This window comes from Arthrobacter sp. B0427-1-12, assembly GCF_059092905.1.
In genome coordinates, this window is sequence record NZ_JBNHIC010000020.1 from 1 (window position 1) to 26,275 (window position 26,275).

Below are 26,275 nucleotides of genomic sequence, written 5' to 3' on the forward strand. Positions count from 1 at the left end.
TCCAGCCATCGGTCATTCACGCTCATCACTCTCATCTGTGCAAGAGTGTCAGGGATGTCCCGCTAACGAACTGTCACCCATGTGTCCGGACCGCACAATAGAACCACAACCCCGTGGCCCCATTTTCAGTTGGCAAAAACGGCCCTATTTTCGGTCGGCGTTAACACACTCACCGGGCTGGTTTGTAAGCGATCGCTTACGGTAAGACGGTGCTTTCATGGCCGCTCGGGACCGCCTCAGTATGGCGTTCGCCGCATTGGCGGATCCGACGCGCCGCAACATCCTCATGCGACTTCAAAACGGCCCCCTCACCGTGAGTGATCTGGCGGAGCACTATCCGATCAGCAGACCCCCGTCTCGCAGCATCTGACGGTGCTCGAGAAGGCGGGGCTCGTGGCACGAGACCGGAGAGGGCAGTGGAACGACTGCACGCTCGCGACCGCCTGCCTGGATGAGGCAGCCGCGTGGACGGAGCAACAGCGCGCTGACTGGACCGAGCGGTTCGACCTGCTTGACGAGCATCTCAGGAACCGCCGTGAACACGATCGCGAGACCGATGACCATGGAGAAGGAGAGCAGCGATGATCGACGCGTCCAAGGGTTTCACGCTCGTCCGCACGTTCGAAGCGACCCCGAACAGATCTGGAAGGGGTGGACGGACCCCGACTCCGCAGCGCAGTGGTGGCATCCACGGGGAGCGAGCACACCCGAGAAACAGTAGAAATCGACGCGCGGGTGGGTGGCCGCTACATGTACACGATGGTGAACGAAGCCACGGGCGACAGGGGAGTCGCCGGCGGTGTATACCGCGAAGTCGCCCCGTTCGAGCGCCTCGTGTTCACCTGGGGCACCCGAACGGCGACCCAGATGACACTCCAGTCATTACAATCACCCTTGAGCCGGTTCACGAAGGCACACGCATGACATTCGAGCTGCGCGGCGTCGTCGGGACCAAGGGCGATGGGAGCTTCTACGACGGATGGCAGGAGGTGCGCGTTTCCCTCAGGGACTACCTAGGACAGTCCCAGGTCGCCCGCTGAGGGATCGGCCGATGGGGCGAGTCAGGTCCGTATAGTCGGGACCTCCGGCGCGGGTGAGGACCGCCGTAAGCACGTCCGCTTGCCGCGGTGTCCTCACCCAAGACACCGGCTGGCAGTAGTGGAATTGGCCAGCTCAGGTCGTACTATACCCGCCCGGGAAACCGCTTGCTCAGCGTTCCCCTTATGGGACGGTAGAACGGCTCACCGTTTTCCGGGTCACGTCTCCCGGTTCTCGTCGAGGTTTCGGAATGGCCGTAGCGGTGTTCCTACCGTGTACAACACTGGTGCCGTGTACGCGTAGCTCGGCGAGAGTGGCGTCCACGTAACGGGACATACCCGACCCCGCGGAGTAACGGACGGGGATTGCAGGTCGACCAGCCAGTCGGGGAACAACGCTGGACGGCACTTCAGCAGGCGTTGGAGAATGCCTTGGCCGGGTGCGCAGATACAGGTGAAGGCGGTCAGGAGATCCTGACCGCCCTCATTTCTGCGGATTACCGGTTGGTTTACCGGGAATCAGTGCAGGGGAAGTCCGGCCTTGTCGCTCTCCGCCTCGATGGCCTCATGGTGGCCATGGGCGTGTGCTGCCTCCAGCTCGGCCGGTGTCACCGGAGCAACGCGGTCTTCGAAGAAGAAGCGGGACAGCCATGCACGGCGCCGTTCCTTCCGCGAGATCTTTCCGTTGGCGTCCGGCTGAGCCGGCAGAACCTCCGGAGACTCGAAGCTGACCAACCGGTAGCGCTTGTACTCGCTCAGCGGCTCATGAACCTCGATGAACTCACCGTGGGGGAGACGGACGATTCGTCCGGTCTCGCGTCCATGGAGTGCAATCTCACGGTCCTTGCGCTGCAGTGCCAGTGCGATACGCCGGGTCACCACAAAGCCGATGATCGGGCCGAGGAAGAACAGCGCCCGCAGCCAGTACGTGACATCGTTCAGCGAAACCAGGAAGTGCGTAGCAATCAGGTCGGAGCTGGCGGCCGCCCACATGACGCAGTAGAAAATGACTCCGGCGACACCGATGCCGGTGCGGGTCGGGGCGTTGCGCGGACGGTCCAGGATGTGGTGTTCGCGGTAGTCCTTGGTGACCCAGCGTTCGATCCAGGGCCAGGCGAACATCAGGGCGAACAGCAGGCCGGCGGGAACAAGGGCAGGCAGCAGCACATTCAGGACCAGGGTGTTATCGCCCCAAGGGAACGGGATGATCCATTCGAAGGTGAAGTTACCCAGAACACCCGGCATCAGGCGCAGTGCACCGTCGACCCAGCCGATGTACCAGTCAGGCTGGGTACCGGCCGAGACGGGAGAGGGGTCGTAGGGGCCGTAGTCCCAGATTGGCAGGATCTGGAAGTTGGCCGCCATCAGGGCCACGACACCGAACACGATGAAGAAGAACCCGCCCGCCTTCGCTGCGTAAACCGGACCCACCGGGTAGCCGACCACATTGTGGTTGTTGCGGCCCGGACCCGGGTACTGGGTGTGCTTGTGCAGCACGACCATGAACAGGTGGATCACGATCATCAGCAAGATGAGGGCCGGAACCAGCAGGATGTGCAGCACGTACAGGCGGCCGACAATGTCGGTGCCCGGGAACTCCCCGCCGAACAGGAAGAAGGAAATGTAGGTGCCGACCACTGGAATGGCCTTGATGACACCGTCAATGATGCGCAGGCCGTTGCCGGACAGCAGATCGTCAGGCAGGGAGTAGCCCGTGAAGCCGGCGGCCAGGGCCAGGATCAGCAGTATGCAGCCGACGACCCAGTTGAGCTCACGCGGCTTGCGGAAGGCACCGGTGAAGAACACGCGGAGCATGTGCACCGACACAGAGGCAACGAACAGCAGCGCTGACCAGTGGTGTACCTGGCGCATGAACAGGCCGCCGCGGATGTCGAAGGAGATGTCCAGGGTCGACTGGTACGCCACGGACATTTCGACGCCACGCAGCGGAATATAGCTGCCTTCGTAGTGCGTTTCCGCCATCGACGGATCGAAAAAGAAGGTCAGGAACGTTCCGGAGAGCAGCAGGATGACGAAGGAGTACAGCGCAACTTCGCCGAACATGAAGGACCAGTGATCGGGGAAGATCTTCCGTCCGAATTCACGGACCATCCCGGAACCGCCGACGCGCTGGTCGACGAAGTCGGTGATGCGGCCGACCTTGGTCTTCGGTACATAGGTTTCAGATGCTGAAGGAGTGCTCATGGATTAGCCACGCTCCCAATAGCTCGGTCCAACGGGTTCGTGGAAATCGCTCTGGGCAACCAGGTAGCCTTCGTCATCGACCGTGATCGGAAGCTGCGGCAGGGCGTGTCCCGCCGGGCCGAAGATGACCTTAGCTTCCTGCGTCACGTCGAAGGTCGACTGGTGGCAGGGGCAGAGCAGATGGTGGGTCTGCTGCTCGTACAGCGCCACAGGGCAGCCGACGTGCGTGCAGATCTTGGAGTAGGCGACGATGCCGTTATAGGCCCAGTCCTCGCGTCCGGGAGACGGGTTGAGGTCCCTTGGGTTCAGACGCATGACGAGGACGACGGCCTTGGCCTTTTCCTCGAGCTTGTGCTCGGCTTCGTTCAGGCCCTCCGGAATGACATGGAATGCGGAACCGATGGTGACATCGGAAGCGCGGATCGGCGTGCCGTCCGGGTCACGGGTCAGGCGGACGCCGGTGTCCCACATCGTGTGGCGCAGGCGGTCGACGCTCAGATCCGAGTCGTCCAGATCACGGAAGATCGCGATTGCCGGCAGCGGGGCCAGGACCATGGCACCCAGCAGGGTGTTCCGGATCAGCGGACGGCGCTTGATGCCCGTTTCCTCGATGATCTCGTTGACCATCTTTTCAGCGATGACGCGGTCCTCTTCGCTGCGGATCTCGTGGCGGTCCTCCATGACCTCATGGTCCGGCATGAGCGTCTTGGCCCAGTGCACAATGCCGACGCCGATGCCGAGCATGGCGAACGCGGTACCGAGACCCAGGAACAGGTTCTGCAGGCGCAGAGTGCTGATGGTCTGGTCGAGCTCGATGAAGAAGTACGCGTAGAAGAAAAGCAGCGTTCCGATCATCGAGACTGCGAAGAGCGCCGCAACCTGTCGTTCGGCGCGCTTTTCGGCCCGGGGATCCGTGTCAGTTAACCGAGGGCGGTGCGGCGGTAGTCCAGGATCCTGGAACTTCTCCGCAACGCTCTGGCCAGCCTTAGCGACGGTGCCCGAGGCATTCGGACTGCCGTGACTATGGTCGCCCATTATCCCCCTCATCCTTCTGTTGATTCTGCATTAGCAAGTTACTTTGACTTCTGTGTTGGGCAGCGAGTGATGCCGTGACAATTGGTTAGGAAGACCGCGAGGTCAGCCAGATGGTGAAGGCGATGATGACGCCCAGGCCGGCGATCCAGAGGAAGAGGCCTTCGGATACCGGGCCGAGGGAGCCGAGGTCGGCGCCGCCGGGGGAGCCCTGTGCCTCAATCGTCTTCAGGAACGCGATGATGTCGCGCTTACCCTCAGGGGTGATGTTGGCGTCGCTGAAGACCGGCATGTTCTGCGGACCAGTGACCATGGCCTCATAGATGTGCTTCTCGCTGACGCCATCCAGGGCCGGAGCGAACTTGCCCCGGGTCAGTGCGCCGCCGGCTGCCGCGGCGTTGTGGCACATGGCGCAGTTGACGCGGAAGAGCTCGCCGCCCGCGGCAGGGTCGCCCTGCTCAGCATCCAGGATCTCCTCGCCGGGAATTTCCGGGCCCGCGCCGAGGGAAGCAACGTAGGCAGCCAGCTGCCGGGTCTGCTCCTCATTGAACTGAGCGGGCTTCGCCTGGGCCTGCGGGCCCTGCATCTGCATGGGCATGCGGCCGGTGCCGACCTGGAAGTCGACCGCAGCGGCACCTACACCGATCAGCGACGGACCCGCCTGGGTGCCCTCGGCCTCCAGGCCATGGCAGGTGGAGCAGTTGGCGATGAAGAGCTTTTCACCTTCGCTGACGTCGGAGGCGGAGAAGGCATCCTGGGCCTTGGCTTCATTGGCCGTGCTGGCTACCGCGTACAGGCCGCCTGTGATCAGCAGCCCCATGAGCAGCAGTGCTATTGCCGCTAGAGGGTGGCGTCGCTTCTGCGAAAGTGCCTTCACCTTTGGATTCCTAACTTCTGTGATGCGAGTGCTTCTGTGAGACTTCTTGAAATTCTGCCTCGTGTAGAAAACGAGTCAAGTAAGGCTTACTTCAGGAAGTAAATGACGAGGAAGAGGCCGATCCAGACGACGTCGACAAAGTGCCAGTAGTAGGACGTGACGATGGCGGATGTGGCTTCGAAGTGGCCAAAACGCTTGGCTAGGTAGGCGCGGCCGATGATGAACAGGAAGGCGATCAGGCCGCCGATCACGTGCAGGCCGTGGAAGCCCGTGGTGATGTAGAAGGCCGACCCGTAGGCGTTGGACGAGACGGACACGCCCTCGGAGACGAGCATCGCGTACTCGTAGGCCTGGACCGAGACGAAGATGGCGCCCAGGACGAAGGTCAGCAGGAACCATTCGATCATGCCCCACTTGGCAATATTGAACACACCGCCAATCCGGCGGGGCTGCAGACGCTCGGCGGCGAAGACACCAAACTGGCAGGTGAAGGAGCTGGAGACGAGGACGATGGTGTTGGCCAGCGCGAACGGGACGTTCAGCTTGGCGGTCTCCTCGGCCCACATTTCACCGGAGGTGCTGCGGAGCGTGAAATACATGGCAAAAAGCCCGGCGAAGAACATCAGCTCGCTGGACAGCCACACAACGGTTCCTACGGAAACCAGATTCGGGCGGTTCAGCGTCGGGTGCGCCGGGGTACTGGGGGCATGGGTCGCAGTTGTCACAAGGACATTATGTCTATAAAAACTGTGAGTTCACCAATGCCGGAACGAGCGTGGCGCGCCTTAAGTTTCCGAAAGCTGCAGGATTCCGCGGAAACACGCCAAACTTCACAAACAAGCTGTTTCTACAATTCGTAGATAATCTTGGTCTGTGACGACCTCTTCCAACTCAGTTCAACCTCTCCAGACATGGCCACCCCTGCTGACGGCCCTGATTTCGGGCCGGGACCTCACTGCCGGCGATACCCGGTGGGCCATGAACACCATCATGGAAGGAGCGGCAACTCCGGTGCAGACCGCGGCGTTCCTCGTGGCGCTTCGGGCGAAGGGGGAAACCGTCGAGGAACTGAGCGGCCTGGTGGAGGCCATGCTGGACAATGCCAAGCCGATTTCGATCGAAGGCCCCGCACTGGATATCGTCGGCACCGGCGGAGATCGCCTGAACACCGTCAACATCTCCACGATGGCATCGATCGTCTGTGCCGGAGCTGGAGCCAGGGTGGTGAAGCACGGCAACCGTGCGTCGTCTTCGTCTTCGGGTTCCGCCGACGTGATCGAGGCCCTGGGCGTCCATCTTGATCTGCCGGTTGACCGCGTTGCCGCCGTCATCGAGCAGACGGGCATCACGTTCTGCTTTGCCAATATGTTTCACCCGTCCATGCGGCATGCGGCTGTTGCCCGTAAGGAGATGGCCATTGCCACGGCCTTCAATTTCCTTGGCCCGCTGACGAACCCCGCCCATGTTGCTGCTTCGGCGATCGGATGCGCCGACGCCCATACCGCTCCGCTTATTGCCGGCGTGCTGGCAAACCGGGGGAGCAGGGCGCTCGTGTTCCGGGGCGAGGACGGACTCGACGAACTCACGATCACCGGCCCTTCGACCGTGTGGGAGGTCCGGAACGGAAAAGTGGAGGTCGAGCAATTCGATCCTGAGTCGATCGGGATCCCGCGCGGTACCGTGGCGGACCTGCGGGGCGGCGACGCCGCCCATAATGCCCAGGTGGTGCGCGATGTACTGGCGGGCCAGCGCGGCCACGTACGTGACGCCGTCGTACTTAATGCTGCCGCCGGCCTGGTGGCCCTCGACGAAAAGGCCGAGGGCTCCTTGGTGGACCGGCTCCGCGCGGCCGCAGCCCGGGCCGAGCAGTCCATCGATACCGGTGCCGCCCGGAGCGTCCTCGACAAGTGGATTGCGGCTACGCAGTAGATTTGGCTTTAACGTAAGCGGAGCGGGCCCCCGGCACGGGGGCCCGCTCCTTTCGCGTCTGGTTCTGGTCAGTCCTCGACGCCCAGGGAAAAAGCGGCGTCCAGATCGTGCTGGGAGAAGGCCCGGAATGCGATTTGGGTGACGGTTTCCTGGATGCCTTCGACCTTGGAGAGCCGGTCCGCGACGACATCAGCCAGTTCCTCATGTTTCCGGACCCGCGCGATGGCAATCAGATCCCACTCGCCGGTTACGGAGTAGACCTCGCTGATCCCCTCCAGCTCCGATATTTCCTGGGCTGTTTCCGGGATCCTTGTGGGTTCTGTCTTGATGAAGATAATCGCGGTTGCCATGCTGTGTCCTTTCGCGCTCGGGGACCGTTGTCCAATGCTTTGAGACTAGTTCATCCGGGGACGCCTGGCCCATTTCATGATTCCCAGCGCAATGAACCGATGACCCAGGATAAAGACGCCAAGGACCGCAAAGGTCACCAGCTGGAAACTGAAGGCCAGCCCGCCGCCGGTCAGTCCGCGCAGCGCGAGCCCACCGACGGCGGTCAGCAGCCAGACGACGACGCCGGTGGGCCAGAGTGCCCACGGCCTGCGCCAGGCGCGCATCACCAGCCAGCCAGCGCCGGCGGCTGCCAGGAATGGCCATGCCGTCGCCAGCACGCCCAACGCATCCAGGCCGCGTTCATGGGTGTCCCGTCCCAGCGCAGCGAAGAGGACGACGACGGCAAGGTCGAGGATGAGTGCGATGAAGGCCATATGCCAAGGGTAGTCGTCCGGCTGAACTTGTTTCCCTAAATACAAAATTATAGGCTTGTGAATCGATCAACAATACTTTGGGGTTGTGTCCATGTACGTCATGACGATAGATCAGCGTGGCTCCCGTAGCGGTGAGGATCTCGTGGAAGGCCTGCTGCGCAGGCTTAATTCCGACGCCGCGCTGCCGACCCTTCGACCCTTCGAGCGGACCGCCGGAGACGAAGTCCAGGGCGTCCTCGACGATGCTGGAACGGTGGTGAGGATTGCACTCATGCTGGCCGCCACCGGCCACTGGAGTGTCGGCATCGGAATCGGTCCGGTCCGGGAGCCGCTTCCGGAAAGTACGCGGGCCGGTGCCGGTCCGGCGTTCGAGCACGCCCGCTCCGCAGTGACGGAAGCCAAGAACGCGTCCGGACGCATCTGCGTCCATGGTGTCAGCCCCAGATGCAATGATGTTGATGCGGTGCTTCAGCTTCTTGGTGCACTGGCCCTCCGGCGCAGCGCAGCCGCTGTGGAGGCCGGCGAACTGCAGGAACAGGGGCTCACGCAGCAGCAGGTGGCTGAACGCCTGGCGATCAGCCAGCAGGCCGTGTCGAGCCGGCTGCGTTCAGGGCTCTGGTTCGAAGACCGCCGGGTCCGCAGTACGGCAGTACGGCTTTTGCAGGAGGCGAACGAATGACTGTAGCCAGCATGATCGCGCTGATACTGACGGCGGTGATTGCGGCACCCCTCTACTTCAAACGCTTCGAAGGGTCACGGATGGCCCAGCACCGCTTCGTGGTTCCGGTCCTGCTGGCGCTGCTGGGACTGGCTGCCATGTTCGGCGTGCTGGGCACGGACTCCGTCGCTGAAGTGGTCTACCCGCTTGCGGTCCTGGCTGCTGCCCTGGGCGGCGGGCCCGTTACGGTGGCGATCCTGCAGGTTTCCTTTAACAAGGAACACCCCGAACACAAGACCGAGGATGTGGAGGAAGCGCCAGTCCTGCGCGGGGGAGCCTGGATAGGGGTCCTGGAGCGGACGGCCATCAGCGTCACGCTGCTGGCCCACTGGCCGGAGGGACTGGCTGTCGTGTTGGCCGTCAAGGGCCTAGGCCGTTATTCGGAACTGGGCAAGTCAGGGGCAGCGGAACGCTTTATCCTCGGCACTTTCGCCAGCGTCCTGTGGGCCGCAGCCGCGGCGGGCATCGCTTTCCTTAATCTGTAGCTCAGGACCGTGGCGGCACGGCTCGTTGCCGCATTCAGCAGATTCATGCCATGGACGGCGAAACGCTGCTGAACTTCCCTATTGCGGTGCTCTTCGTGCTCATCGGAGGTCTGTTCGCCGGAACGGAAATGGCCCTGGTGTCGCTGCACGAGAGCCGGATCCGGCAGATCGAGCGCAGGGGCAGCCGCGGCGCCCGTGCAGCGGAGCTGGCCAGGAATCCCAACCGCTTCCTCTTGACCGTCCAGATCGGGGTGACCCTCGCCGGTTTCTTCTCCGCTGCCTACGGCGCTTCCACGATTGCCCCCCGACGTTGCTTCGATCCTCGAATCCTTGGGCCTGGGACCGGGCACCGCAGCCACGGTGCCTTTTGTCGGCGTGGCGCTGATCATTGCCTATCTCTCGCTGGTCCTTGGGGAACTGGTTCCCAAGCGGCTGGCCATGCAGCGCGCAGCCGGCTTTACCAGAATGGTCGGCACGCCGCTGCATGCCCTGTCCGTGGTGATGCGGCCCGTGGTGTGGCTGCTCTCAGCCTCCACGAACCTGCTGATGCGCTTGCTCGGCCGCGACCCTTCGGCGAAATCAGGACGGGTCCGCCCGGAGGAACTGTCGGGCATGGTGGCCGACGATGAAGCCCTGGAAGAGGACAGCAGGGTGATCCTGTCCGATGTATTCACGGCAGGCGACCGACGGCTCCGCGAGATCATGCAGCCCCCGCACGGACGTCCGCTTCCTCGAAGGACGGATGACGGTCGAACAGGCCCGCAGCCTCGTCGCCGATTTACCGTATTCCCGGTATCCGGTGATCGGGGAAACCAGGGACGATGTGCTGGGGCTCATTCATCTGCGTGATCTCCTGCGGCTGCGGGAAGGTACTGAACCGGAGGTGGCCCGAACCGGGGGACCGGCGACCGTAGCGGATGTCGTTCGGCCCATCCTGCTCCTACCCGGGACGAACAGGGTGCTGCCATCACTGTCCAGAATGCGCAGGGAGGGCCAGCACATTGCTGTGGTCGCCGACGAATACGGCGGCACCGACGGCATCGTCACGCGGGAGGACCTCGTGGAGGAACTCGTGGGCGAGATCTATGACGAGTACGACCAGGGCGACGAGCCCGAAGACACGGTGCGGATGTCCGGAGGTGCAGTGGACGTCGACGGCGGGCTGATCCTGCAGGAGCTGGACCAGCTTGCCCATGTGGGCCTTCCGGAAGGCGATTATGAAACTGTCGGCGGCTTCATGCTGGAGCGGCTGGGCAGGATCCCGGCGGTCGGAGACACAGTGGAGATCCCAGGCTATGACCTGAGGGTCATCTCCATGCACGGGCTGCGGATCGGACGGGTCCGCGTCACCCCCCGCTGAATGGATGTACGACGGCGGCACCCGGCCGGGCGCCGGATGGTTGGCTGCGCCGGTGGGCGGCGCTACGCTCAACGCGGGATCGTCACGATCCCCGCTCGGATCCCTGGACCATGAAGATTCACCGTCATGAGAGGACGAAGCACCATGCCGAAGATTACCCCCTGCCTGTGGTTCGATACGCAAGGTGAAGAGGCGGCTCGGTTCTACACCTCGGTTTTCAGGAACTCGAAGGTCCTGGAGGTCGCCCACTACGGCGAAGCTGGTCCACGGCCGGCGGGGGAGGTCATGACCGTCAGTTTCGAGCTGGACGGACAGGAATTCACCGCCCTTAACGGCGGCCCCGAGTTCAGGTTCAATGAGGCAGTTTCCTTCCAGGTCAGCTGCGAAACCCAGGAAGAAGTAGACCACTTCTGGGCCAAGCTCTCTGAAGGCGGCGAGGAAGGACCGTGCGGCTGGCTGAAGGACCGGTACGGACTGTCCTGGCAGATAGTACCCACCGTCCTGGAGAAACTGGTGGCCGGACCGGACCCGGAGAAATCGCAGCGCGCGATGCAGGCAATGCTCCAGATGAAGAGACTCGACATCGCGGAACTGCAAAAGGCCTACGACGGAGCGTGATCCGGCAGCGCCGCCGCTGAGCGTGGCTGCTCCGGGGGGCCTGGGACGTTCGGGCGGGCCGTCGTCGTGCTTTTCCACCACCGGCGCGCGGCGCCCATCAGCTGCATGGACAGCGCCCAGTATGCCACTCCTGCTGCCAGCGATGCGGCCACCGCGAGCGCCGGGTGGATGGCCGCCAGCGGGGGAAAGACCAGCCAGTGTGTGAGGTAGGCATACAGTGAAGCGTTCGCCAGCAGTTCCGTGAGGCGGCGGACCCCGGCGGGGACGGGAACGGCGGGCAGCCAGATGAGCAGGAGGAGCCCGGCCAGGAGCGTCGCCTCGCGGGCAGGGTTCTCGAAGAAGCCCGGGACAGTTAGCACTGCGATGGCCGACACAGCGCACCGCTGCAGCATGGTGCGGGTCCGCGCAATCGCCCATCCCAGAGCAAAGAGCCACAGCACCGGGCCGGTATTCGGCAGGCCGGGATCCACTATCTCGAAGCGGCGCAGCAGCCCGATGGCGGCCAGGGCGAGCGGGAAGGCAAGCGGAAAGCGCCGTTCGGCGCGGTCGACCCACGGCACGGCGAGCAGCGCCGCCATGGCCACGAGGGTGTAGACAAGCACCTCGATGAACCAGAAGTGCCATTGGGTTGTCACCGCCTCCGGCCCGACGAGGGCGTTGAGGAGCACGATGTTGGCCGGCGTGTAGTTGTCAGTCACCAAATAGGCAGCGGCGATGAAAACCACGCTGGGCACGACGATTCGGCCCAGGCTGCGCAGCTGCCGGCGCAGACGGGGAAGCCGCTCGCCCGCGAGCTGGAACCGCGCGAAGTTGTACCCGGCGACTGCCATGAGTACGTGCGCCATGCCGGGCCAGCTGAAGAGCTGGACATGGGTACTGACGATGAAAACGATCGCCGCCGCCCTGAGGACGATGCCGGTCTCCAGGCGGGCGAAAAGCCTGCGTGTGCGGCGGACGGGTTGCGGACGGGGCGCCAGGTCCCGGATGGGTGTGACGTGCCAGTCCGGCGGGAGGTGTCCCAGTGCCTTTTCCAGCCGGACGGAGGCCGCCACATAGGACAGTGAGTCACCGCCGAGCGAGACGAATGTGCTGTCGTCCCTCACCTCGGGACACTCAAGTGCTTCAGCGAAGATCCTTTTGATGTCTTCCGGCCCTTCGGCCGGGGTGTGCCCGGGTGCCGGCACGTCCTGGTGCGGCTGGGCGAGGGCCAGGACAGCGGGATAGTCAAGCTTGCCGGTGGGCAGGCGGGGGAGCCGTTCAACGGCGTGAACCTCCACAGCTGCCCGCGGCAGCCCGAGGTTCCGGGCCAGCACCTTGCGGAGCAGATCGGGATCGTTGTCGCCTTCGATGGCCACGACCAATCGTTCATCGGACCCGGCGCTGGCAGCGGATAGACCGAACTCGTCAAGGATCCGCTCCACCTGCCCGAGGTCGATGCGCAGGCCCACGATCTTGACGAACCGGCTGCGCCGGCCCACCACCTGGTACAAACCATTGGGCTGCTTCCGGGCAAGGTCGCCGGTGCGCAGCTCCTCGATGGTGCGGCCCAGCGAGAGGTCGCCCGGGTCCTCGGCATAGCCGAGCATGACGTTCGGACCGGTGTAGACCAGTTCGCCGTCGTCCAGCCCGGGCACGGGGTCGATGCGAAAATCGCCGCCGGGTACCGGTATGCCGATGGTCTCCGGATTGGATGCCGCCAGCTGCGGGGGAAGGTAGGCCATCCGGGCTGTCGCCTCGGTCTGGCCGTACATCACGACTAGGTCCCAGCCGGACCGGCGGCCGAGCTCAGCGTAGTGGCGCACCTTCTCCGGACCGAGCCGGCCGCCGGCCTGCGTCACGTAACGCAGGTTCGGCAGGTCCATCCCGGCGAAACCCACCCGTTCGAGCAGTTCGAAGGTGTACGGGACGGCCGCGAACGTCGTCGCATGTTGGCTGCGGAATAGCTCCCAGAAGCACGGGTCGACGACGGACAGTTCCGTCAGCACCAGGCCCGCCCCGCGAAGGAGATGGCTGTTGATGACCGAGAGACCGTAGCAATAGCTCATGGGCAGCGTCGTGGCGGCGCGGTCGTCAGGCCGTATGTCCAGGTACTCGGCAATCGCCTCGGCGTTTGACTGAATGTTGCGGTGCGAGAGCCGCACCAGCTTGGGGGAGCCGGTCGACCCGGAAGTGCTCAGGAGCAGAGCGAGGTCGGGGTGCAGGTCGTGGCACGTGCCGGGACGCCGCTCCTCCAGCCGGGGTTCCCCGTTCCCCGGACGCACGATGACGTCCGGATCGTAGGCGGCGACGAGCGACTCCAGGACGGCAGGCTTATCCGCCGGAGCAAGGATCAGCGGGTGGCCGGAGACCAAGGCCGCCAGATATGCGACGAGCGAGTCCACATCGTTGGCGGCCTCCAGCACCACCAACCGCCGTACTGGGCCCAGGCTGGCCGCGACGGCGTCGACGCGGCCGGCGAGCTCCCTGTAGGTCAGGATTCGGTCGCCGGTAACGGCCGCGGGACGGTCTCCGTGCCGGGCCAGGTCGGCCGCGAAGGAAACCCCCGCAAGGTCAAGATTGGTCACCGCAGAACTGTAATAAGAAAGGCTGACCTTAGTACAGTCGACGAAGAGACGTTACGGGAGGCGTCAGTCTATTGTTTTGGAGCGGGTACCACCCGGAGGAAAACCGCCTGGAGAAAGGATGTTGATGCGGATCGAACTCGATACGCCGCTTCGCAGTGACACCAGGCAATTGTTGAACGAGCATCTCCTCGACATGCTCGCGATTTCGCCGGCGGAGAGCGTGCATGCCCTGGACGGTGCCGGGCTGGCCGCACCCAGCATCACGTTCTGGACAGTTCGGGACGGGCACACGCTCCTGAGCTGCGGAGCGCTCAGGGAACTGACGCGCGGGGAGGGAGAGATCAAGTCCATGCGTACCGCGCCGGCCGCCCGCAGACGCGGAATAGCCACCCGCATGCTCACCCACATTCTCGATGTGGCACGCCATCGCGGGTCTGAGCGGGTGAGCCTCGAGACCAGGTCCCAGGAGTTCTTTGCCCCGGCCCGGCTGCTCTACAGCAGCCATGGCTTTACGGAATGCCCACCTTTCGCCGACTACCGGCCCGACCCGAACAGCGTCTTCATGACACTCGACCTCAGAACCGCACCGCACGTTTGTCCCTGACCGGCGGCCGCCACAGCTGCTTGTTGCCATGGACACCCCGTTGGTTCAGCACATCAGGAACCTGTTTCTGACTGCACAGCGAAGAGGGCCCCGCGGTGAACAGGGCCCTCTTGGATCGGGAAACAGCCGGTCAGGATTTACGCTTCGTCCGCAACTTCGGCTTCGTCCGCAACTTCGGCTTCGTCCGCAACTTCGGCTTCGTCCGCAACTTCGGCTTCGTCCGCAACTTCGGCTTCGTCCGCAACCTCGTCACCCGCAACCTCGTCACCCGCAACTTCGGGGACGTCTCCAACATCGACGTGTCCGGGCTCATGTACACCCTTGTCGTCGTTGATGGTCTCAATCTCGGTCTCTGCAACTGCGTCATCGGTGGCCGCCTGAGCTGCGGTCAAGCCGCCGGCGAGAAAAACGCCGGCTACGGCGACGGATCCGATAATCTGCCTGGTCTTGCTGTTCATTGCCTTCTCCATCCATGAGTTCTGTGTGCCGGTCCGGCATCCTGTCGGGGCGGAAAGAAAACCAATGGTTCCAGTCGTCGGGACCTGGATCCTATTTCCGGATTCTGTTCCGAAATCCCCATGTGTCATTTATGCCAGCAAATTCTTGGGAAAAAGTTGATAAAATGAATAATGAGAGGAACATGAGAATTTGATGAGAGAATTTTCATCTGGGTTTCAGATGCAGAAGGTCCTGGGTAATTAGACGCCCATTGATTAATAAGGTGAGCGGCGAGGGGAGCTCAGGACAGGCAGTGCCCATGTCCCCGCACCCTGCAGAAGCTGGAATACCGACATTTCTCCACTTGCATGCCGGAATTCCTATCTCGGTCTGGACAGTTGGGCGCAATTAGCATTGTGGTGAGGGGTATTAGTGTGAGCAATTGTTATGCCGTGGATTTAATTCCGGACAGGCCCGTGGAATAGCTTGTCTTTATGGCTTTCTATGAATTGTGGCCGAATCATTCATCGGTGCGGACAGGCCGCGAATAAGGTGGGTTCTTGAAGCCGTCGCGGTCCGCAACCGGAGCACCGCCGAATACCGCAATGTGTCAAGATATTTCTGCCGGAAGACCTCCCGCGCATTCCCGCAATCCAGCTCGTTGCCTTTAAATCTCATCGTTTCTAAAAGTGGTTCGGCGGTTTCTGTCGAAAAGCCGATGGCTGCCTGCTGAGGGCAACATGCGCAGCCGGCAATTCGTGAAGTTCCGGAATCCTGGGGGATCCAGCGGAAGACGTCTGGAGCACCGATGCTGGTTGCAGGTGGAGGTGCCCGGAAGCAGGCAGATAGGCCGCCACGGGGGGAGCGTCTGACGGCCGGCGAATTCACCCCCACTTCGACCTAAGTGTCTGGCCTCTGTATTCCGGACCCGCCTGTTCTGACGCGCATCCGGGATGCCGATGAAGTATTAGGCGTCGTCGCCGACGGAAGGCAGCCAGCTGATATCACTTAAGAACGTGCGGCGATGTAGTCCATGAACGCTGCGCCCGAGGCCCGGCGGTGTTTTTCTGTGACTTGGTAGCTGTAGTTGAAGGCTTCGGCAACCAGCGGCGCCGGGATTTCGAGTACGAGGGAGCGGAGGGTGGCGTTCCTTGCTCCTAAGAGGTCGATGCCGCTGCGTCTGAGCCGGTTCATGAGGGTGTTTTGATGGATGTGTTCGCCGGGGCGCTGGCCGGGGAATAGCCAGGTTTCGCCGGCGTGGGCTGAAGTGGTTTGATGCGGAAGCGAGGCCAGGTGCGTGCTGAAGACCGCGTCGAACGGAGCCGGGATAGTGAGTTCCTCCGTATCGATGGTCAAGGTCGTCAGATCGTTGACTGACTTGAGCTGGCGTCGGCGCAGCCGTGCGATCCGGGCGAGTGGTTGTCCATAGACGAGCAGGAGGATCGCTGCCGCTTGATCAGCGGGGCTAAGCCCGACACTTCCTTCGCCGACGGCCTGGTGGATGAGGTCGAGCCGCTTTTCCTGGCTGATGATTCGGGATGTCTGGGCGGTCCGGTACGGAAAATTCAGCTTGGGCATGTAGTGGTGTTTGATGGCCCAACGGACGAAGGTTCGGGCCAGGGAGCGTGTGGTTGGACCGGACGCCAGCCAGTCGTCGATGTCCTGCTGACGGCATTGGCCCGGGTCGGTTTCGCGGCTGGTGAGGAAGCCCAGGAATTCGATGGCTGCCGTTGTGGACTGTCTGGCGGAGAGCAGGGTCCCTTTGCGCAGCTTGCCGGTTTCGGCGAGATGGTGCATGCGGTTCAGATGGGCCCACTTGCCGTAGCGTCTGATCAGGCTGGAGTTTCCTGCCGTGAGGGCGGAGAGTTTGGTTTCGAGCCAGGTTTCGTAGGCTTCGATGTCCTTGTGGTATCCGTTCAGCAGGCCGTGTTCGACGAAGAGTTCACGCAGGAAGGACACTTTCCCCGGCTGGGGGTGTCCCGTGAAGGTCCCGTGATTCAAGGGCTTGGCGCCTTTGGCTATGTCGGAAAGAAGAGTTGCTGAAGGGCTGTTCGTGGCCAGCCAGGTCCTGGCGCTGCGTGCGTTCTGCTGCGTCGTCAGGGCTTCGAGCAGCGGCACCAACGGCTTGGCGATCTGACCGTTCCGGTCATCCATGAGATGGGTGAGTTCGTCCCTGAGCACGCAGTGGGAGCAGAGTCTGTCCCGGGCCGGCTCGTCTTCGCGTCCGCAGCGCGGGCAGCGAAAGTCCTGCGGGATGCCCGCGCAGTCTGTGCAGGCCGGCTGCCCGTCGAGCAGGCCTGGCAGGAGCCTCGTCGATTGGCATCCCGGGCAGGTGCCGTGTTTTCGCGTGGCCTGTTGAAAGCAGCGCCGGCAGATGGTGCCCTCCGGCCAACTTGCTCCCGTGCGGTGGCTGGGCTGCTCGCAGCGGACGCATGGCTTCATGGATCACGTCTCACGCGCGCCCGCACGGGACGGATCGCCTCGTTGTTCCGGGGTGCTTCTCCCGTCGTTCCGGTACGGATCCGTGTGGGTTCAGCGGCGACGGTGACGGGGCAGAGCTCCTCAAAGGTGCAATCGAGGGTGTCCAGAATGGCGCCCAGAAGCTTGAGGCTCATGCGTTCCGGGCGGTTGCCGATGAGGCGGTAGATCTGTGAGTTGGACAGATGGATGCCGCGGTCGGCGAGGTGGGGGAGCAGGTCCGCGATGGTGTTCAGGCCGCGGGCCGCCATGAGTTCCCGCAGCCGCCAGCCGTAGTCGATGGTGCGTTCCATGATTAGCTCCCTTCCTTTCTCTCCATGATGGTTCCTGCCAGGGAGTTGATGGCATTGGCCACGATCCGGTTGCGGTAGTCGGGGGAGACCCCGGTGTAAATGGAGGTGGTGGAGCCATGCTCGTGGCCGACCTGCTGCTGGATTATCTTGAGTTCCTCACCGTTGTGGCCCTCTGGCCTGCGGTTTTGTGTTGAGGGCGGCGTCCATGACGTGGATGACGGTGGCATTGGTTGTCCTTTCGTCGGGGTGTAATCGTTATGCGTCCGCGATGCTCCGGGGTTTTGAACCGGCCGGTTCCCGGCGGCGTTGCCCGAGGGCGTAGGCGAGTTGCTGGTGCAGGCGCTGGTTCTCGTCGGTGAGGCGTCGGATGCGGTCGTTGGCGGCTTCGAGTCGTTGCCGCAGGGAGGCGCTGCTTGCCCGATGGGGTTCGGGAACCGGTGGAGAGTTCGGTTCCGTTGTGTTTTCGCGGAGGTGTTCTATTTCGGCGCGGAGATCGGGTTGGGTGTAAAGCCAGGAGCGGGAGACGCCGGCGTGTTTGGCAACGGCGTCGAAAGTGATCGGGCGGCCCTCGGCGTGCAGGCTGCGCAGTGCCTGGACGGCTTTGGCTCGGGTGTAGGCGGCGCGCTGCTGAGCGGCTTTGACCAAATGTCTGCTGTTGTCGGGGCGGCTCATCCGGTCTCCTGCGCTGGTTCTGGGGCGTCGAGGGAAGTGATGATGCGGTCCAGGTTGCCCAGCACGGCCTGGTTCATCTCGATCAGGCGTGTCTGTCCCCGTGCTTCGGCGGCGGTCAGGAGTTGGACGGTCTGGCGTCGTTGCTCGCGGTGCTGGGGGAGGAACTCGGCGGTCGTGACGAACATTGGGCAGGTCAGGCATGCATTCGCGTGCGGGCAGGACTTCTGGACAGGCAGCCCGCAGAACCCGTTCGGCAGGCTCTGCGTCGCGCGTCCGACGCGCTGCTTCGCCCAGCTGGCTTCGGCCAGTGGTCCTGCCGGGTCGACGGTGATCGTTTCGCCGTTGACGTTGACCTTGCGGGCGTTCTCCCAGTGACGGCGGACGGTCGTGTCGTGCAGTCGCGCGTAGTGGGCGGTCATCTCAGCGGACGTGTGGTCCAGAAGGACCCGGACAACTTCCTGCGGGACGTCGCGGTTGATCAGTGTTGTTCCGAAGGTATGCCGCCATTGATGCGGGGTCAGGTGTACCGGCTGGCCGTGTTCGTCGCGGATGTCGCAGCGTTCCAGCCAACCGTCAAGCTGCCCGCGGTAGGAGTGCGTGGTCAGCGGCTTGACTCCGTCGGGGTTCATCTTCGGTGCCGGGAACAGCCAGCCGCTGCCTCCGGGGAACCGTTCACGAACGCGTCGTTGCTGGTCGATGATGGCGGCGTGGACTTCCTCGTCGAGGGGGACCAGGGCTTCGCGTTTCATCTTTCGGTTCAGATACCTCAGGTAGGGGGCTGTGTCGCCGTCACGGACCACGCAGTCCAAGGCCAGGTTGCAGGCGTCCCCGACGCGCAGGCCGCAGCGCATCAGGATCAGCGTGAGGAGCCTGCTGTCGGGACTGGTCCACTTCTTGAGGTTGTCGGGCTGGTCCAGTTGCGCCATGACGTGATCGGCAAGTGCCCGCGGCAGACGTTTTGCGGGCCTCGGGAAGTCTTCAGGATAGAAGGCCGCCGATGCCGGCAGATCCTCGGCCCAGCCGTGCCGGCGGATCGCAGCGAAGAAGGCGCTGAGGGAGCTGACGTCGCGGCCCCGGGAGGTCACCGCCCGGGTGTCCCGGGCAAGCTCCGCGAGGAAGCGCTCCAACAGGGCACGGTCGATGCAAGTCAGGCTCTCGGTGCCGGGCAGGACGCGAGCCAGGAACGCGGCGAATCGGTTCAGAGCGAGGACGTCGATGCGGGCTTGAAGGATCTCCCTACCGCTGGTCAACCGCCAGCGGACGAAGCGTTTGGCCAGCGTGCGCAGCCGCGGTTGCGGGATCTTATCGAACCGAAGCTTGCCGCGGGTGCCATTGAAGCCGAGCCGGTGCAGGGCCCAGACGTCGCGGTCGAACTCGGATTCCCAGCCGACGCCGGCGGCGAGGTCTTCAAGCCGGGTGTAGGCGAAGCGCAGGAACGCGAGTTGTCCGTTGTGGCGGTGGCTGCGCCCGGCGCGGCCGGCGCCATAGAACTCTGCCCACTGGTCAAGATCCCACTCCAGCAACGAGGTGACGCCGCTGTCACCGACGAGCCGGATCACGGGCATCACGACAGAGGCGCGGGTATTCGTTCGCCGTTCCTCATAGCGGCATTGCAGCGCGTGCTGGAGCTCAAGCCGCAACTGGGGCCGGTCGTGCAGGCAGCGGAAATCGAAGCGGTCATGGCCGATGCTCTCGCACCGGGCCACGAAATCATCGACATCTGGTGCGCCGATGGCGTGCCAGCGGGACTTGTGGTTCAGGCAGAACGGCGAGTTGCCTTGCGCCCAAAGATCACAGAAGGAGAGGCGGCATTCCCGTCGCCCGCCCGCGTCTTCCGGGGCGAGCAGGGCGAGCCAGACGCTCATGTCAGTCTCGCCGGAGCGCTCGAAGAATCCGTGATGACGGACGCAGAGGCCACGTCTTGCCGAGCCGAAGCGACACCCGGAGACGGTGCATGCTGCCAGCGGGCCCATACCCACGGGCAACGGCCCGGGACTGCCGAGGAATGACTCCAGCTCAGGGCGTCCCCGCTCAAGCCAGCGCCTGTAATGGCCCTTGCAGAACCCCTTCACGGTACGTGCAGCTCATCACGGGTGAAGGGGCGCCTGCCTGGCCGTCCCATCGTCGGCTGCGAATGCCGGGCCGTGTTCCACTCATGGAACACCTGGGCCGGATGCTCCCCGAAACGCTTCCAGCACAGTTCGCCCCAGCCATACGCCGGATCCGTCAGGAACTCCAGGAACAGGCGCAGCGAACTCTGATAACCCAGCACCGTTGTATGGGCAGCTCCACGCAGCGCCCGCAATTCAAGGAAGAACTCATCAACGACCGCCACATTCCACGCCCACGGGTAGGCGTCGGCGAAGCGCCTAAACCGCACCACATCCGCCCTCCGGTGCTCCACGGTTCCGGCGGAAAGATTCCTGCTCATTTGCTGGGCAGCCCAGCCATCGAGCATTGCCAGCCACACGGTTTCCTCGGCGTTGAGCAGGCCCGCACCGGCCCTCAGATGCTCCGGCACCCCGGCAGACATGATTCGCATAATGTGCGAAATCCTCGCACTAAATGCGAGAAGAAGCCAGCAGGTCAGTGAAACCGCAGGTCAGGCGGTGAACCTAAGCCCCGACAGGGCCGCATGCCAGGCTTCCTGCCTGACTGCGTCCGGCTCCAAGGACGCGCAAAAGGCCCGCGGACTCGGGGTGGAACAGGGGACACGTCTATTCGCATCCAATGCGAACATCACGGACTTTACTTGACATAATGTATATTATCGGCGTTTTTGGAAGCCGATGAAACCACCCGCAAAACCGGCGGCGAATGCACGTTACAAGGTGATTACTTGTCCGGCTGCTGACTCATCAGTCCGCCGGTGTTGCCTTCGCTGTCCTTGATGAATGCCGTGCGTTCCGTGGTTCCCGCCGGGCCGCAGTGCATCGTCGGCATAACGGAAGATGCGCTGCGGCCCGCTGATGACTTTGATGCCGTCAGCCTCCAGCCACCGCACGGCGGCATTGACACCGGGCACGCACAGGTAGATCAACGACGCCGCCCAATTCCACACCGTACGTTCCCTCTGGGCACCCTTCCGGACTCTTTGGTTGACATAACATAAGCCCTGGCCGGGTTCCTGCATCCGCCGGACTGCGTAAGCTGGCAGATGTGATCGACACCAGTTCCGCTGCCATCCGCGGCCGCGTTATGTCCCTGCTTGACCAGGAGAACCTGCCGCAGATCGTCCAGCTGGGCCACCCGGCGCTCAGGCAGCAGGCGGTGCCGTTCGACGGCCAGCTGGACACCGAATTGCTCGATGTGTTCCTGCAGCTGATGCGCCGGGTCATGCATGCCGCCCCCGGGGTCGGGCTGGCGGCACCGCAGCTGGGGGTGCCGCTGCAGCTTGCGGTGCTGGAGGACCGTTTCAGCACCGATCCGGCCGTCGCCGAAGCCCGCGGCCGGACCCCGCTCCCCTACTTTTCCATCCTCAACCCGCGCTATACCGCCCTCGGTGAGCGGACGGCGTCGTTCTTTGAAGGGTGCCTTTCCTTCCCCGGGTATCAGGCCGTCGTCGAACGCGCCTACAGCGTCCGGCTGGCCTACACACGCCCGGACGGCACCGCCGCCTCGCAGGATTTCCGCGGCTGGCCGGCGCGGATCGTCCAGCACGAAACCGACCACCTGCAGGGCACGATCTATATCGACAGGGCGAACACGCGCTCACTGGTCTGCAATGCGGAGTACAACGCCCGCTGGGCCCAGCCCACGGCCGATGCGGCGCGGCGGGCGCTGGGCTTCTGACCGGTTCCGCCCGCCTAGGATGGATCCATGCCCCAGCTTCCCGTCGCCCTCCTGTGCTGTCCCGTTTGTTCCGGGGACCTTTCACTGCGGGAAGGTACGACGCCGGCTGCCCTGGTCTGCGGCGCGGGTCACCGTTTCGATGCGGCCAGGCAGGGCTATTTCAACCTGCTGACCGGCCGCGGCACGGAGTTCGAGGCCGACACGGCCGAGATGGTCCAGGCCCGCGTCGACTTCCTGGCGGCCGGACACTACGCCCCGTTGGCGGATGCCGTTGGCGGCCTGGTGGGCCGGGCCGTGCCGGACGCCGCCGCGCTGCTGGATGCCGGGGCCGGCACCGGCTACTACCTTAGCCGGCTGCAGGGCCGTTTTCCGGCCGCAGCGGCCGTTGCCATGGACATCTCCAAATTCGCGCTGCGGCGCGCCGCGAAGGCCCTGCCCGGAACAGCATGCCTGGTCTGGGACATCTGGCGTGACTTCCCGCTGAAGGACCACTGCATCGACGTGGTGCTGAACGTGTTTGCGCCCCGCAACGCCACCCAGTTCAGCCGTGTCCTCCGCTCCGGCGGGGTGCTGGCGGTGGTTGTCCCGAGGCCCGGCCACCTGGGCGAAATCGCCGACGCCGCCTCGCTGCTGTCCATTGCGGAGGGCAAGGAGGAGGATCTGCAGCGCACGCTTGCCGACGGGTTTGTGCTGCAGGACCGGCGGAATCTGGAGGTCCACCTGGATTTAGGTCGGCAGGACATCCGGAACGCAGCCCTCATGGGGCCGGCCGCCCGCCATTTGGACAGGAGCAGGCTTGAGCAGACGTTGCCGCCGGAGGACAGCCTGACCCCGGTGACGGCACGGTTCAGCATCTCCCTGTTCAGCCGACGATAACTATTTGAATCCACTTTTGCGGCCGCCGCGGCCGCCCTAGGTGAGACCGCGGGCATCAGGCATGATGGTGGTGTAGGACCGTCAGCACTATGCGGAGGGGGACTCGATGTGGGATTGGTTGGCTGATAATGGCTGGGCGGTGTGGCTGGTGCTCTTCCTGGTCCTTGCCGCCGTCGAGATGATGACCCTGGATCTGTTCTTCATCATGCTGGCCGTCGGCGCGTTGGCGGCCTTGGTCTCGTCCTTCCTCGGCGCCGCCTTCTTCCTGCAGATCGTCATCTTCTGCGTCGTCGCCCTGCTCATGATCGTCCTCGTCCGGCCGGTTGCCATGCGGCACCTGCGGAACGGCCCGCGGGAGCAGCGGACCAACATCGACCGCCTGATCGGCGAGGCCGCACTGACGCTCGAGCCGGTGACCGACCACTCCGGGATGGTGAAAATCGGCGGCGATACCTGGTCCGCCCGCACCGCGGACGGCGCCGCGATTCCGGCCGGACGGCGGGTCAGCGTCGCCCGCATCGACGGCGCCACCGCCGTCGTCACCAGCGGACCGGAGGACAGCAGCGGTCCCCTGCCGGCGCAATGATGAGCAGTTCCACACCGCTACTACGGAAGGGGAAGCATGTTTGACAATCCAGGGAGCCTCGGTCTCACGATAGTCCTCATCGTCCTGATCATCTTCGTGCTGGTCGTGCTGGTGCGCTCGGTGCGGATCATCCCCCAGGCCCGGGCCGGCGTCGTCGAACGCCTGGGCAAGTACCTCAAGACGCTCAATCCGGGCCTGACCCTGCTGATTCCGTTCGTGGACCGGCTGCTGCCGCTGCTGGACCTGCGCGAACAGGTCGTCTCCTTCCCGCCGCAGCCGGTGATCACCGAGGACAACCTGGTCGTCTCGATTGACACCGTGGTCTACTTCCAGGTGACCGACGCGCGGGCCGCGACCTACGAAATCGCCAACTACATCCAGGCCGTCGAACAGCTGACCACCACCACGCTGCGCAACGTGGTCGGCGGGCTGAACCTGGAAGAGGCCCTGACCTCGCGCGACCAGATCAATGCCCAGCTGCGCGGTGTGCTGGACGAGGCCACCGGACGCTGGGGCATCCGCGTTTCCCGCGTCGAGCTGAAAGCGATCGACCCGCCCCACTCCATCCAGGATTCCATGGAGAAGCAGATGCGTGCCGAGCGTGACCGCCGTGCGTCGATCCTGACCGCAGAAGGCACCAAGCAGTCACAGATCCTTACCGCCGAAGGGCAGCGGCAGGCCGCCATCCTCGCCGCGGAGGGCGATGCCAAGGCCGCCATCCTCCGCGCCGACGGCGAGGCGCAGGCCATCCAGAAGGTCTTCGATGCCATCCACAAGGGCAATCCGAACCAGACGCTGCTGGCCTACCAGTACCTGCAGACGCTCCCCAAGATCGCTGAAGGGTCCTCCAACAAACTCTGGATAGTGCCCAGCGAGGTCGGCGAAGCGCTCAAGGGCATCGGCAACGTGCTCGGAACAACGACGCCGGACGGCGCCTCGCAGCCAAAGGGTACCTCCCAGCCGGCGGCGGCCGGCACGGCTTCTGAGGCCGGGCCGAAGCCCGGAACCAGCCACTCTTGAGGGGTGCCGGGATGGGAGGCGCCCCCGGCGGAGGGCGCCTCCTGGCCAGACCGGGCGATACCGAAGCGCCCAGCATTCCGCAGCTGGGCCGCCGGATCCGCGCCCTGTTCACCAACTACCGCGGCAAGCTCGCCTTCACGGCACTGCTGGTCGTCGCCGGGGCGGCGCTGACCGTCGTCGTACCTCTGCTGACCCAGCGCGCCTTTGACGAGGCACTCTTCCCCCCGGACGGCAGCGGCGTGGATCTGCCTCGTCTGACGGCAATCGTCGGGCTAATGATCCTGGTGACCGTCATCACCGCGCTGCTCACAGTCTGGCGTACCTACCTCACCACGCTGATCGGCAACGGTGTCATGGCGGACATCCGCTCCCGGCTGTTCAGCCGGCTGCAGAAGATGGAGCTCGCGTTCTTCACCGGCACCCGGACCGGTGTGATCCAGTCCCGGCTGTCCAACGACGTCAGCGGCGTTTCCGGCGTGCTGACCAACACCCTGCCTTCCATCCTGGCCAACATCGTCACAGTCCTTTCGGCGGTGGTGGCCATGCTCGTGTTGTCCTGGCAGCTGACCGTCGTCGCCCTCATCCTGGTGCCGCCGCTGGTGTTCCTGCAGATCCGGATCGGACGGATCCGCCAGCAGATTGCCCGGCGCACGCAGGAGTCGCTCTCCGAGATGACGGCCATCACCCAGGAGACCCTGTCCGTCTCGGGCATCATCCTGAGCAAGGTGTTCAACCAGCAGGAGGCCGAGGTCCGGCGCTACGCCGAAGAAAACGCCCGCCAGGCGCGGCTGCAGCTGAAGCAGCAGATGACGGGCCAGCGGTTCTTCGCGGCGGTGCAGATCTTCATGAACATCACCCCTGCGCTCGTCTATCTGGCCGCTGGCTGGCTGCTGGCCGGCGGCTGGTCCCTTACAGCGGGCACGCTGGTTGCCTTCACGACGCTCCAGGCCCGGATCACCATGCCGATCATGTCCCTGATGCGGGTGTCCCTCGAGGCCCAGACGTCCCTGGCGCTGTTCGCGCGGATCTTCGAGTATCTGGACCTGAGGCCGGCGATCACCGACCGTCCAGGGGCGCGGCGTCTCGCCGCAGGTGAGGTCAGCGGACGGGTGCAGCTGGACCGGGTGAGCTTTGCCTACCCGGGGAAGCCGTCCCACACAGCGGTCCCGGAGACGGCTTCCGGGACGGTACCGGCGCCGTCGTCCTGGGCGCTGCGGGACGTTTCACTGACCATCGAGCCGGGGACATTCGCGGCATTTGTGGGACCCTCCGGAGCCGGCAAAACAACGGTGTCCTACCTGATCCCCCGGCTCTACGACGTGACCGCCGGCGCGGTGCTCCTGGACGGCATAGATGTCCGGGACCTTACCCTGGATTCCCTCAGCGACTGCATCGGCATGGTCACCCAGGAGACGTATCTCTTCCACGCCAGCATCGAAGCCAACCTGCGGTACGCCAAACCGGATGCCACGGACAAAGAAATCGTCGCCGCTGCCAAAGTGGCCAATATCCACGACCGGATCATGAGCTTCGACGCCGGCTACGCCACGGTCGTGGGCGAACGCGGCTACCGCCTGTCCGGCGGCGAGAAGCAACGGCTGGCCATTGCCCGGGTGGTGCTGAAGAACCCGCCGGTCCTGATCCTGGACGAAGCGACGAGTGCGCTGGATACGACGAGTGAACGCCTGGTGCAGCAGGCCCTGGAGCGGGTCATGGAGAACCGCACAACCATCGCCATTGCCCACCGGCTGTCGACGATCACCGCCGCTGACATCATCTTTGTGATGTCAGCCGGCGAAATCGTGGAAACCGGCACCCATGAACAGCTGGTTGCCAGGAACGGAATCTATGCGGGTCTTTACGGTGAGCAGTATGAGGCCGTATAATAGGCTATTTGCCGGAACATGCGTCCGCCCCGCCTCCCCCT

Annotated in this window: 28 protein-coding genes and 3 pseudogenes; 17 read left to right on the plus strand and 14 right to left on the minus strand. The window is 64.0% G+C overall.

The features are described 5' to 3' along the window. Nucleotides 1-286: 286 nt before the first annotated feature. From AC5RWU_RS13005 to AC5RWU_RS13015, 3 genes are all read left to right on the plus strand, one after another. The gene (locus AC5RWU_RS13005; protein ID WP_494032561.1) at nt 287-370 is read left to right on the plus strand and encodes a hypothetical protein; all 84 of its coding nucleotides are present in this window, start codon (nt 287-289) and stop codon (nt 368-370) included. A 23-nt stretch (nt 371-393) separates the two neighbouring features. Beyond that, nucleotides 394-585 (plus strand): hypothetical protein, encoded by a 192-nt coding sequence (locus AC5RWU_RS13010; RefSeq protein WP_494037020.1) that lies wholly within the window; start codon nt 394-396, stop codon nt 583-585. Between the two features lie 96 nt (nt 586-681). Then, nucleotides 682-924 carry an SRPBCC family protein gene (locus AC5RWU_RS13015; protein WP_494032562.1) on the plus strand — a complete coding sequence of 81 codons (243 nt, stop codon included), beginning with the start codon at nt 682-684 and terminating at the stop codon, nt 922-924. 632 nt (nt 925-1,556) lie between these two features. On the opposite strand, the gene qcrB is transcribed toward AC5RWU_RS13015, so the two are convergent. From qcrB to ctaE, 4 genes are all read right to left on the minus strand, one after another. Further along, nucleotides 1,557-3,242, minus strand: coding sequence for a cytochrome bc1 complex cytochrome b subunit (gene qcrB / locus AC5RWU_RS13020; protein WP_494032538.1), 1,686 nt, complete (start codon nt 3,240-3,242; stop codon nt 1,557-1,559). A 3-nt stretch (nt 3,243-3,245) separates the two neighbouring features. Next, the gene (qcrA, locus tag AC5RWU_RS13025) at nt 3,246-4,277 is read right to left on the minus strand and encodes a cytochrome bc1 complex Rieske iron-sulfur subunit (protein WP_494032539.1); all 1,032 of its coding nucleotides are present in this window, start codon (nt 4,275-4,277) and stop codon (nt 3,246-3,248) included. Between the two features lie 85 nt (nt 4,278-4,362). Next, complete coding sequence (gene qcrC, locus AC5RWU_RS13030) at nt 4,363-5,151, minus strand: cytochrome bc1 complex diheme cytochrome c subunit (protein ID WP_494032540.1); 789 nt, start codon at nt 5,149-5,151, stop codon at nt 4,363-4,365. A gap of 86 nt (nt 5,152-5,237) precedes the next feature. Next, a complete protein-coding gene (ctaE, locus tag AC5RWU_RS13035) occupies nt 5,238-5,876 on the minus strand; it encodes an aa3-type cytochrome oxidase subunit III (RefSeq protein ID WP_494032541.1) in 639 nt (212 codons plus the stop codon). Nucleotides 5,877-6,024: 148 nt separating this feature from the next. Here ctaE and trpD point away from each other — a divergent pair, with 148 nt between their 5' ends. Continuing rightward, nucleotides 6,025-7,080: an anthranilate phosphoribosyltransferase gene (gene trpD, locus AC5RWU_RS13040; RefSeq protein ID WP_494032542.1), complete on the plus strand. Its 1,056-nt coding sequence runs from the start codon at nt 6,025-6,027 to the stop codon at nt 7,078-7,080. 68 nt (nt 7,081-7,148) lie between these two features. Here trpD and AC5RWU_RS13045 read toward each other — a convergent pair whose 3' ends face one another. Together AC5RWU_RS13045 and AC5RWU_RS13050 are read right to left on the minus strand one after the other, a co-directional pair. Beyond that, nucleotides 7,149-7,430, minus strand: a complete 282-nt coding sequence (locus AC5RWU_RS13045) for an Lrp/AsnC family transcriptional regulator (protein ID WP_494032543.1) — start codon at nt 7,428-7,430, stop codon at nt 7,149-7,151. A 45-nt stretch (nt 7,431-7,475) separates the two neighbouring features. Continuing rightward, the gene (locus tag AC5RWU_RS13050; protein WP_494032544.1) at nt 7,476-7,844 is read right to left on the minus strand and encodes a DUF3054 domain-containing protein; all 369 of its coding nucleotides are present in this window, start codon (nt 7,842-7,844) and stop codon (nt 7,476-7,478) included. Nucleotides 7,845-7,944: 100 nt separating this feature from the next. Between AC5RWU_RS13050 and AC5RWU_RS13055 the strand changes: the two genes are divergently transcribed. The 7 genes and pseudogenes from AC5RWU_RS13055 (at nt 7,945) to AC5RWU_RS13085 (ending at nt 11,025) form a co-directional block, all read left to right on the plus strand. Next, complete coding sequence (locus AC5RWU_RS13055; RefSeq protein ID WP_494032545.1) at nt 7,945-8,523, plus strand: sigma factor-like helix-turn-helix DNA-binding protein; 579 nt, start codon at nt 7,945-7,947, stop codon at nt 8,521-8,523. After that, nucleotides 8,520-9,047 carry a hypothetical protein gene (locus tag AC5RWU_RS13060; RefSeq protein ID WP_494032546.1) on the plus strand — a complete coding sequence of 176 codons (528 nt, stop codon included), beginning with the start codon at nt 8,520-8,522 and terminating at the stop codon, nt 9,045-9,047. Before AC5RWU_RS13055 ends, AC5RWU_RS13060 begins: the two co-directional genes overlap by 4 nt. Before the next feature lie 128 nt (nt 9,048-9,175). Then, nucleotides 9,176-9,289: pseudogene (locus AC5RWU_RS13065) on the plus strand (hypothetical protein); the annotation flags it as partial. Nucleotides 9,290-9,422: 133 nt separating this feature from the next. Next, nucleotides 9,423-9,614 (plus strand): annotated as a pseudogene (locus AC5RWU_RS13070) (CNNM domain-containing protein); the annotation flags it as partial. A 97-nt stretch (nt 9,615-9,711) separates the two neighbouring features. After that, a pseudogene (locus tag AC5RWU_RS13075) lies at nt 9,712-9,780 on the plus strand (hypothetical protein); the annotation flags it as partial. A gap of 9 nt (nt 9,781-9,789) precedes the next feature. Next, a complete protein-coding gene (locus AC5RWU_RS13080; RefSeq protein WP_494032563.1) occupies nt 9,790-10,407 on the plus strand; it encodes a transporter associated domain-containing protein in 618 nt (205 codons plus the stop codon). A 144-nt stretch (nt 10,408-10,551) separates the two neighbouring features. Further along, on the plus strand, nt 10,552-11,025 hold the full coding sequence (locus AC5RWU_RS13085; protein ID WP_494032547.1) for a VOC family protein: 474 nt from the start codon (nt 10,552-10,554) through the stop codon (nt 11,023-11,025). Here AC5RWU_RS13085 and AC5RWU_RS13090 read toward each other — a convergent pair. After that, nucleotides 11,010-13,589, minus strand: coding sequence for an AMP-binding protein (locus AC5RWU_RS13090; protein WP_494032548.1), 2,580 nt, complete (start codon nt 13,587-13,589; stop codon nt 11,010-11,012). The genes AC5RWU_RS13085 and AC5RWU_RS13090 overlap by 16 nt on opposite strands. A gap of 121 nt (nt 13,590-13,710) precedes the next feature. Here AC5RWU_RS13090 and AC5RWU_RS13095 point away from each other — a divergent pair, with 121 nt between their 5' ends. Continuing rightward, complete coding sequence (locus AC5RWU_RS13095) at nt 13,711-14,193, plus strand: GNAT family N-acetyltransferase (protein ID WP_494032564.1); 483 nt, start codon at nt 13,711-13,713, stop codon at nt 14,191-14,193. Nucleotides 14,194-14,330: 137 nt separating this feature from the next. Here AC5RWU_RS13095 and AC5RWU_RS13100 read toward each other — a convergent pair whose 3' ends face one another. The 7 genes from AC5RWU_RS13100 to AC5RWU_RS13130 all read right to left on the minus strand — a co-directional run bounded on the left by AC5RWU_RS13100 (nt 14,331) and on the right by AC5RWU_RS13130 (nt 20,616). Further along, the gene (locus AC5RWU_RS13100; protein WP_494032549.1) at nt 14,331-14,651 is read right to left on the minus strand and encodes a hypothetical protein; all 321 of its coding nucleotides are present in this window, start codon (nt 14,649-14,651) and stop codon (nt 14,331-14,333) included. A 988-nt stretch (nt 14,652-15,639) separates the two neighbouring features. Beyond that, on the minus strand, nt 15,640-16,785 hold the full coding sequence (locus tag AC5RWU_RS13105; protein WP_494037021.1) for a hypothetical protein: 1,146 nt from the start codon (nt 16,783-16,785) through the stop codon (nt 15,640-15,642). 284 nt (nt 16,786-17,069) lie between these two features. Then, nucleotides 17,070-17,402 (minus strand): helix-turn-helix domain-containing protein, encoded by a 333-nt coding sequence (locus AC5RWU_RS13110; RefSeq protein ID WP_494032551.1) that lies wholly within the window; start codon nt 17,400-17,402, stop codon nt 17,070-17,072. Between the two features lie 2 nt (nt 17,403-17,404). After that, nucleotides 17,405-17,629 (minus strand): hypothetical protein, encoded by a 225-nt coding sequence (locus AC5RWU_RS13115; protein ID WP_494032552.1) that lies wholly within the window; start codon nt 17,627-17,629, stop codon nt 17,405-17,407. A gap of 28 nt (nt 17,630-17,657) precedes the next feature. After that, entirely contained in the window at nt 17,658-18,074 is a 417-nt protein-coding gene (locus AC5RWU_RS13120) for a DUF6262 family protein (protein WP_494032553.1), read from the minus strand. After that, the gene (locus tag AC5RWU_RS13125; protein WP_494032554.1) at nt 18,071-19,939 is read right to left on the minus strand and encodes a tyrosine-type recombinase/integrase; all 1,869 of its coding nucleotides are present in this window, start codon (nt 19,937-19,939) and stop codon (nt 18,071-18,073) included. The genes AC5RWU_RS13120 and AC5RWU_RS13125 overlap by 4 nt, the downstream gene beginning before the upstream one ends. A 203-nt stretch (nt 19,940-20,142) precedes the next feature. Beyond that, nucleotides 20,143-20,616 (minus strand): hypothetical protein, encoded by a 474-nt coding sequence (locus tag AC5RWU_RS13130; protein WP_494032555.1) that lies wholly within the window; start codon nt 20,614-20,616, stop codon nt 20,143-20,145. 656 nt (nt 20,617-21,272) lie between these two features. Here AC5RWU_RS13130 and AC5RWU_RS13135 point away from each other — a divergent pair. From AC5RWU_RS13135 to AC5RWU_RS13155, 5 genes are all read left to right on the plus strand, one after another. Then, nucleotides 21,273-21,866, plus strand: coding sequence for a peptide deformylase (locus tag AC5RWU_RS13135; protein WP_494032565.1), 594 nt, complete (start codon nt 21,273-21,275; stop codon nt 21,864-21,866). 27 nt (nt 21,867-21,893) lie between these two features. Then, nucleotides 21,894-22,742 (plus strand): putative RNA methyltransferase, encoded by an 849-nt coding sequence (locus AC5RWU_RS13140; protein ID WP_494032556.1) that lies wholly within the window; start codon nt 21,894-21,896, stop codon nt 22,740-22,742. 106 nt (nt 22,743-22,848) lie between these two features. Beyond that, a complete protein-coding gene (locus AC5RWU_RS13145; RefSeq protein WP_494032557.1) occupies nt 22,849-23,328 on the plus strand; it encodes an NfeD family protein in 480 nt (159 codons plus the stop codon). A gap of 36 nt (nt 23,329-23,364) precedes the next feature. Further along, nucleotides 23,365-24,348 (plus strand): SPFH domain-containing protein, encoded by a 984-nt coding sequence (locus AC5RWU_RS13150; protein ID WP_494032558.1) that lies wholly within the window; start codon nt 23,365-23,367, stop codon nt 24,346-24,348. 11 nt (nt 24,349-24,359) lie between these two features. Beyond that, nucleotides 24,360-26,234, plus strand: coding sequence for an ABC transporter ATP-binding protein (locus AC5RWU_RS13155; protein WP_494032559.1), 1,875 nt, complete (start codon nt 24,360-24,362; stop codon nt 26,232-26,234). The last annotated feature ends 41 nt before the right edge of the window (nt 26,235-26,275 follow it).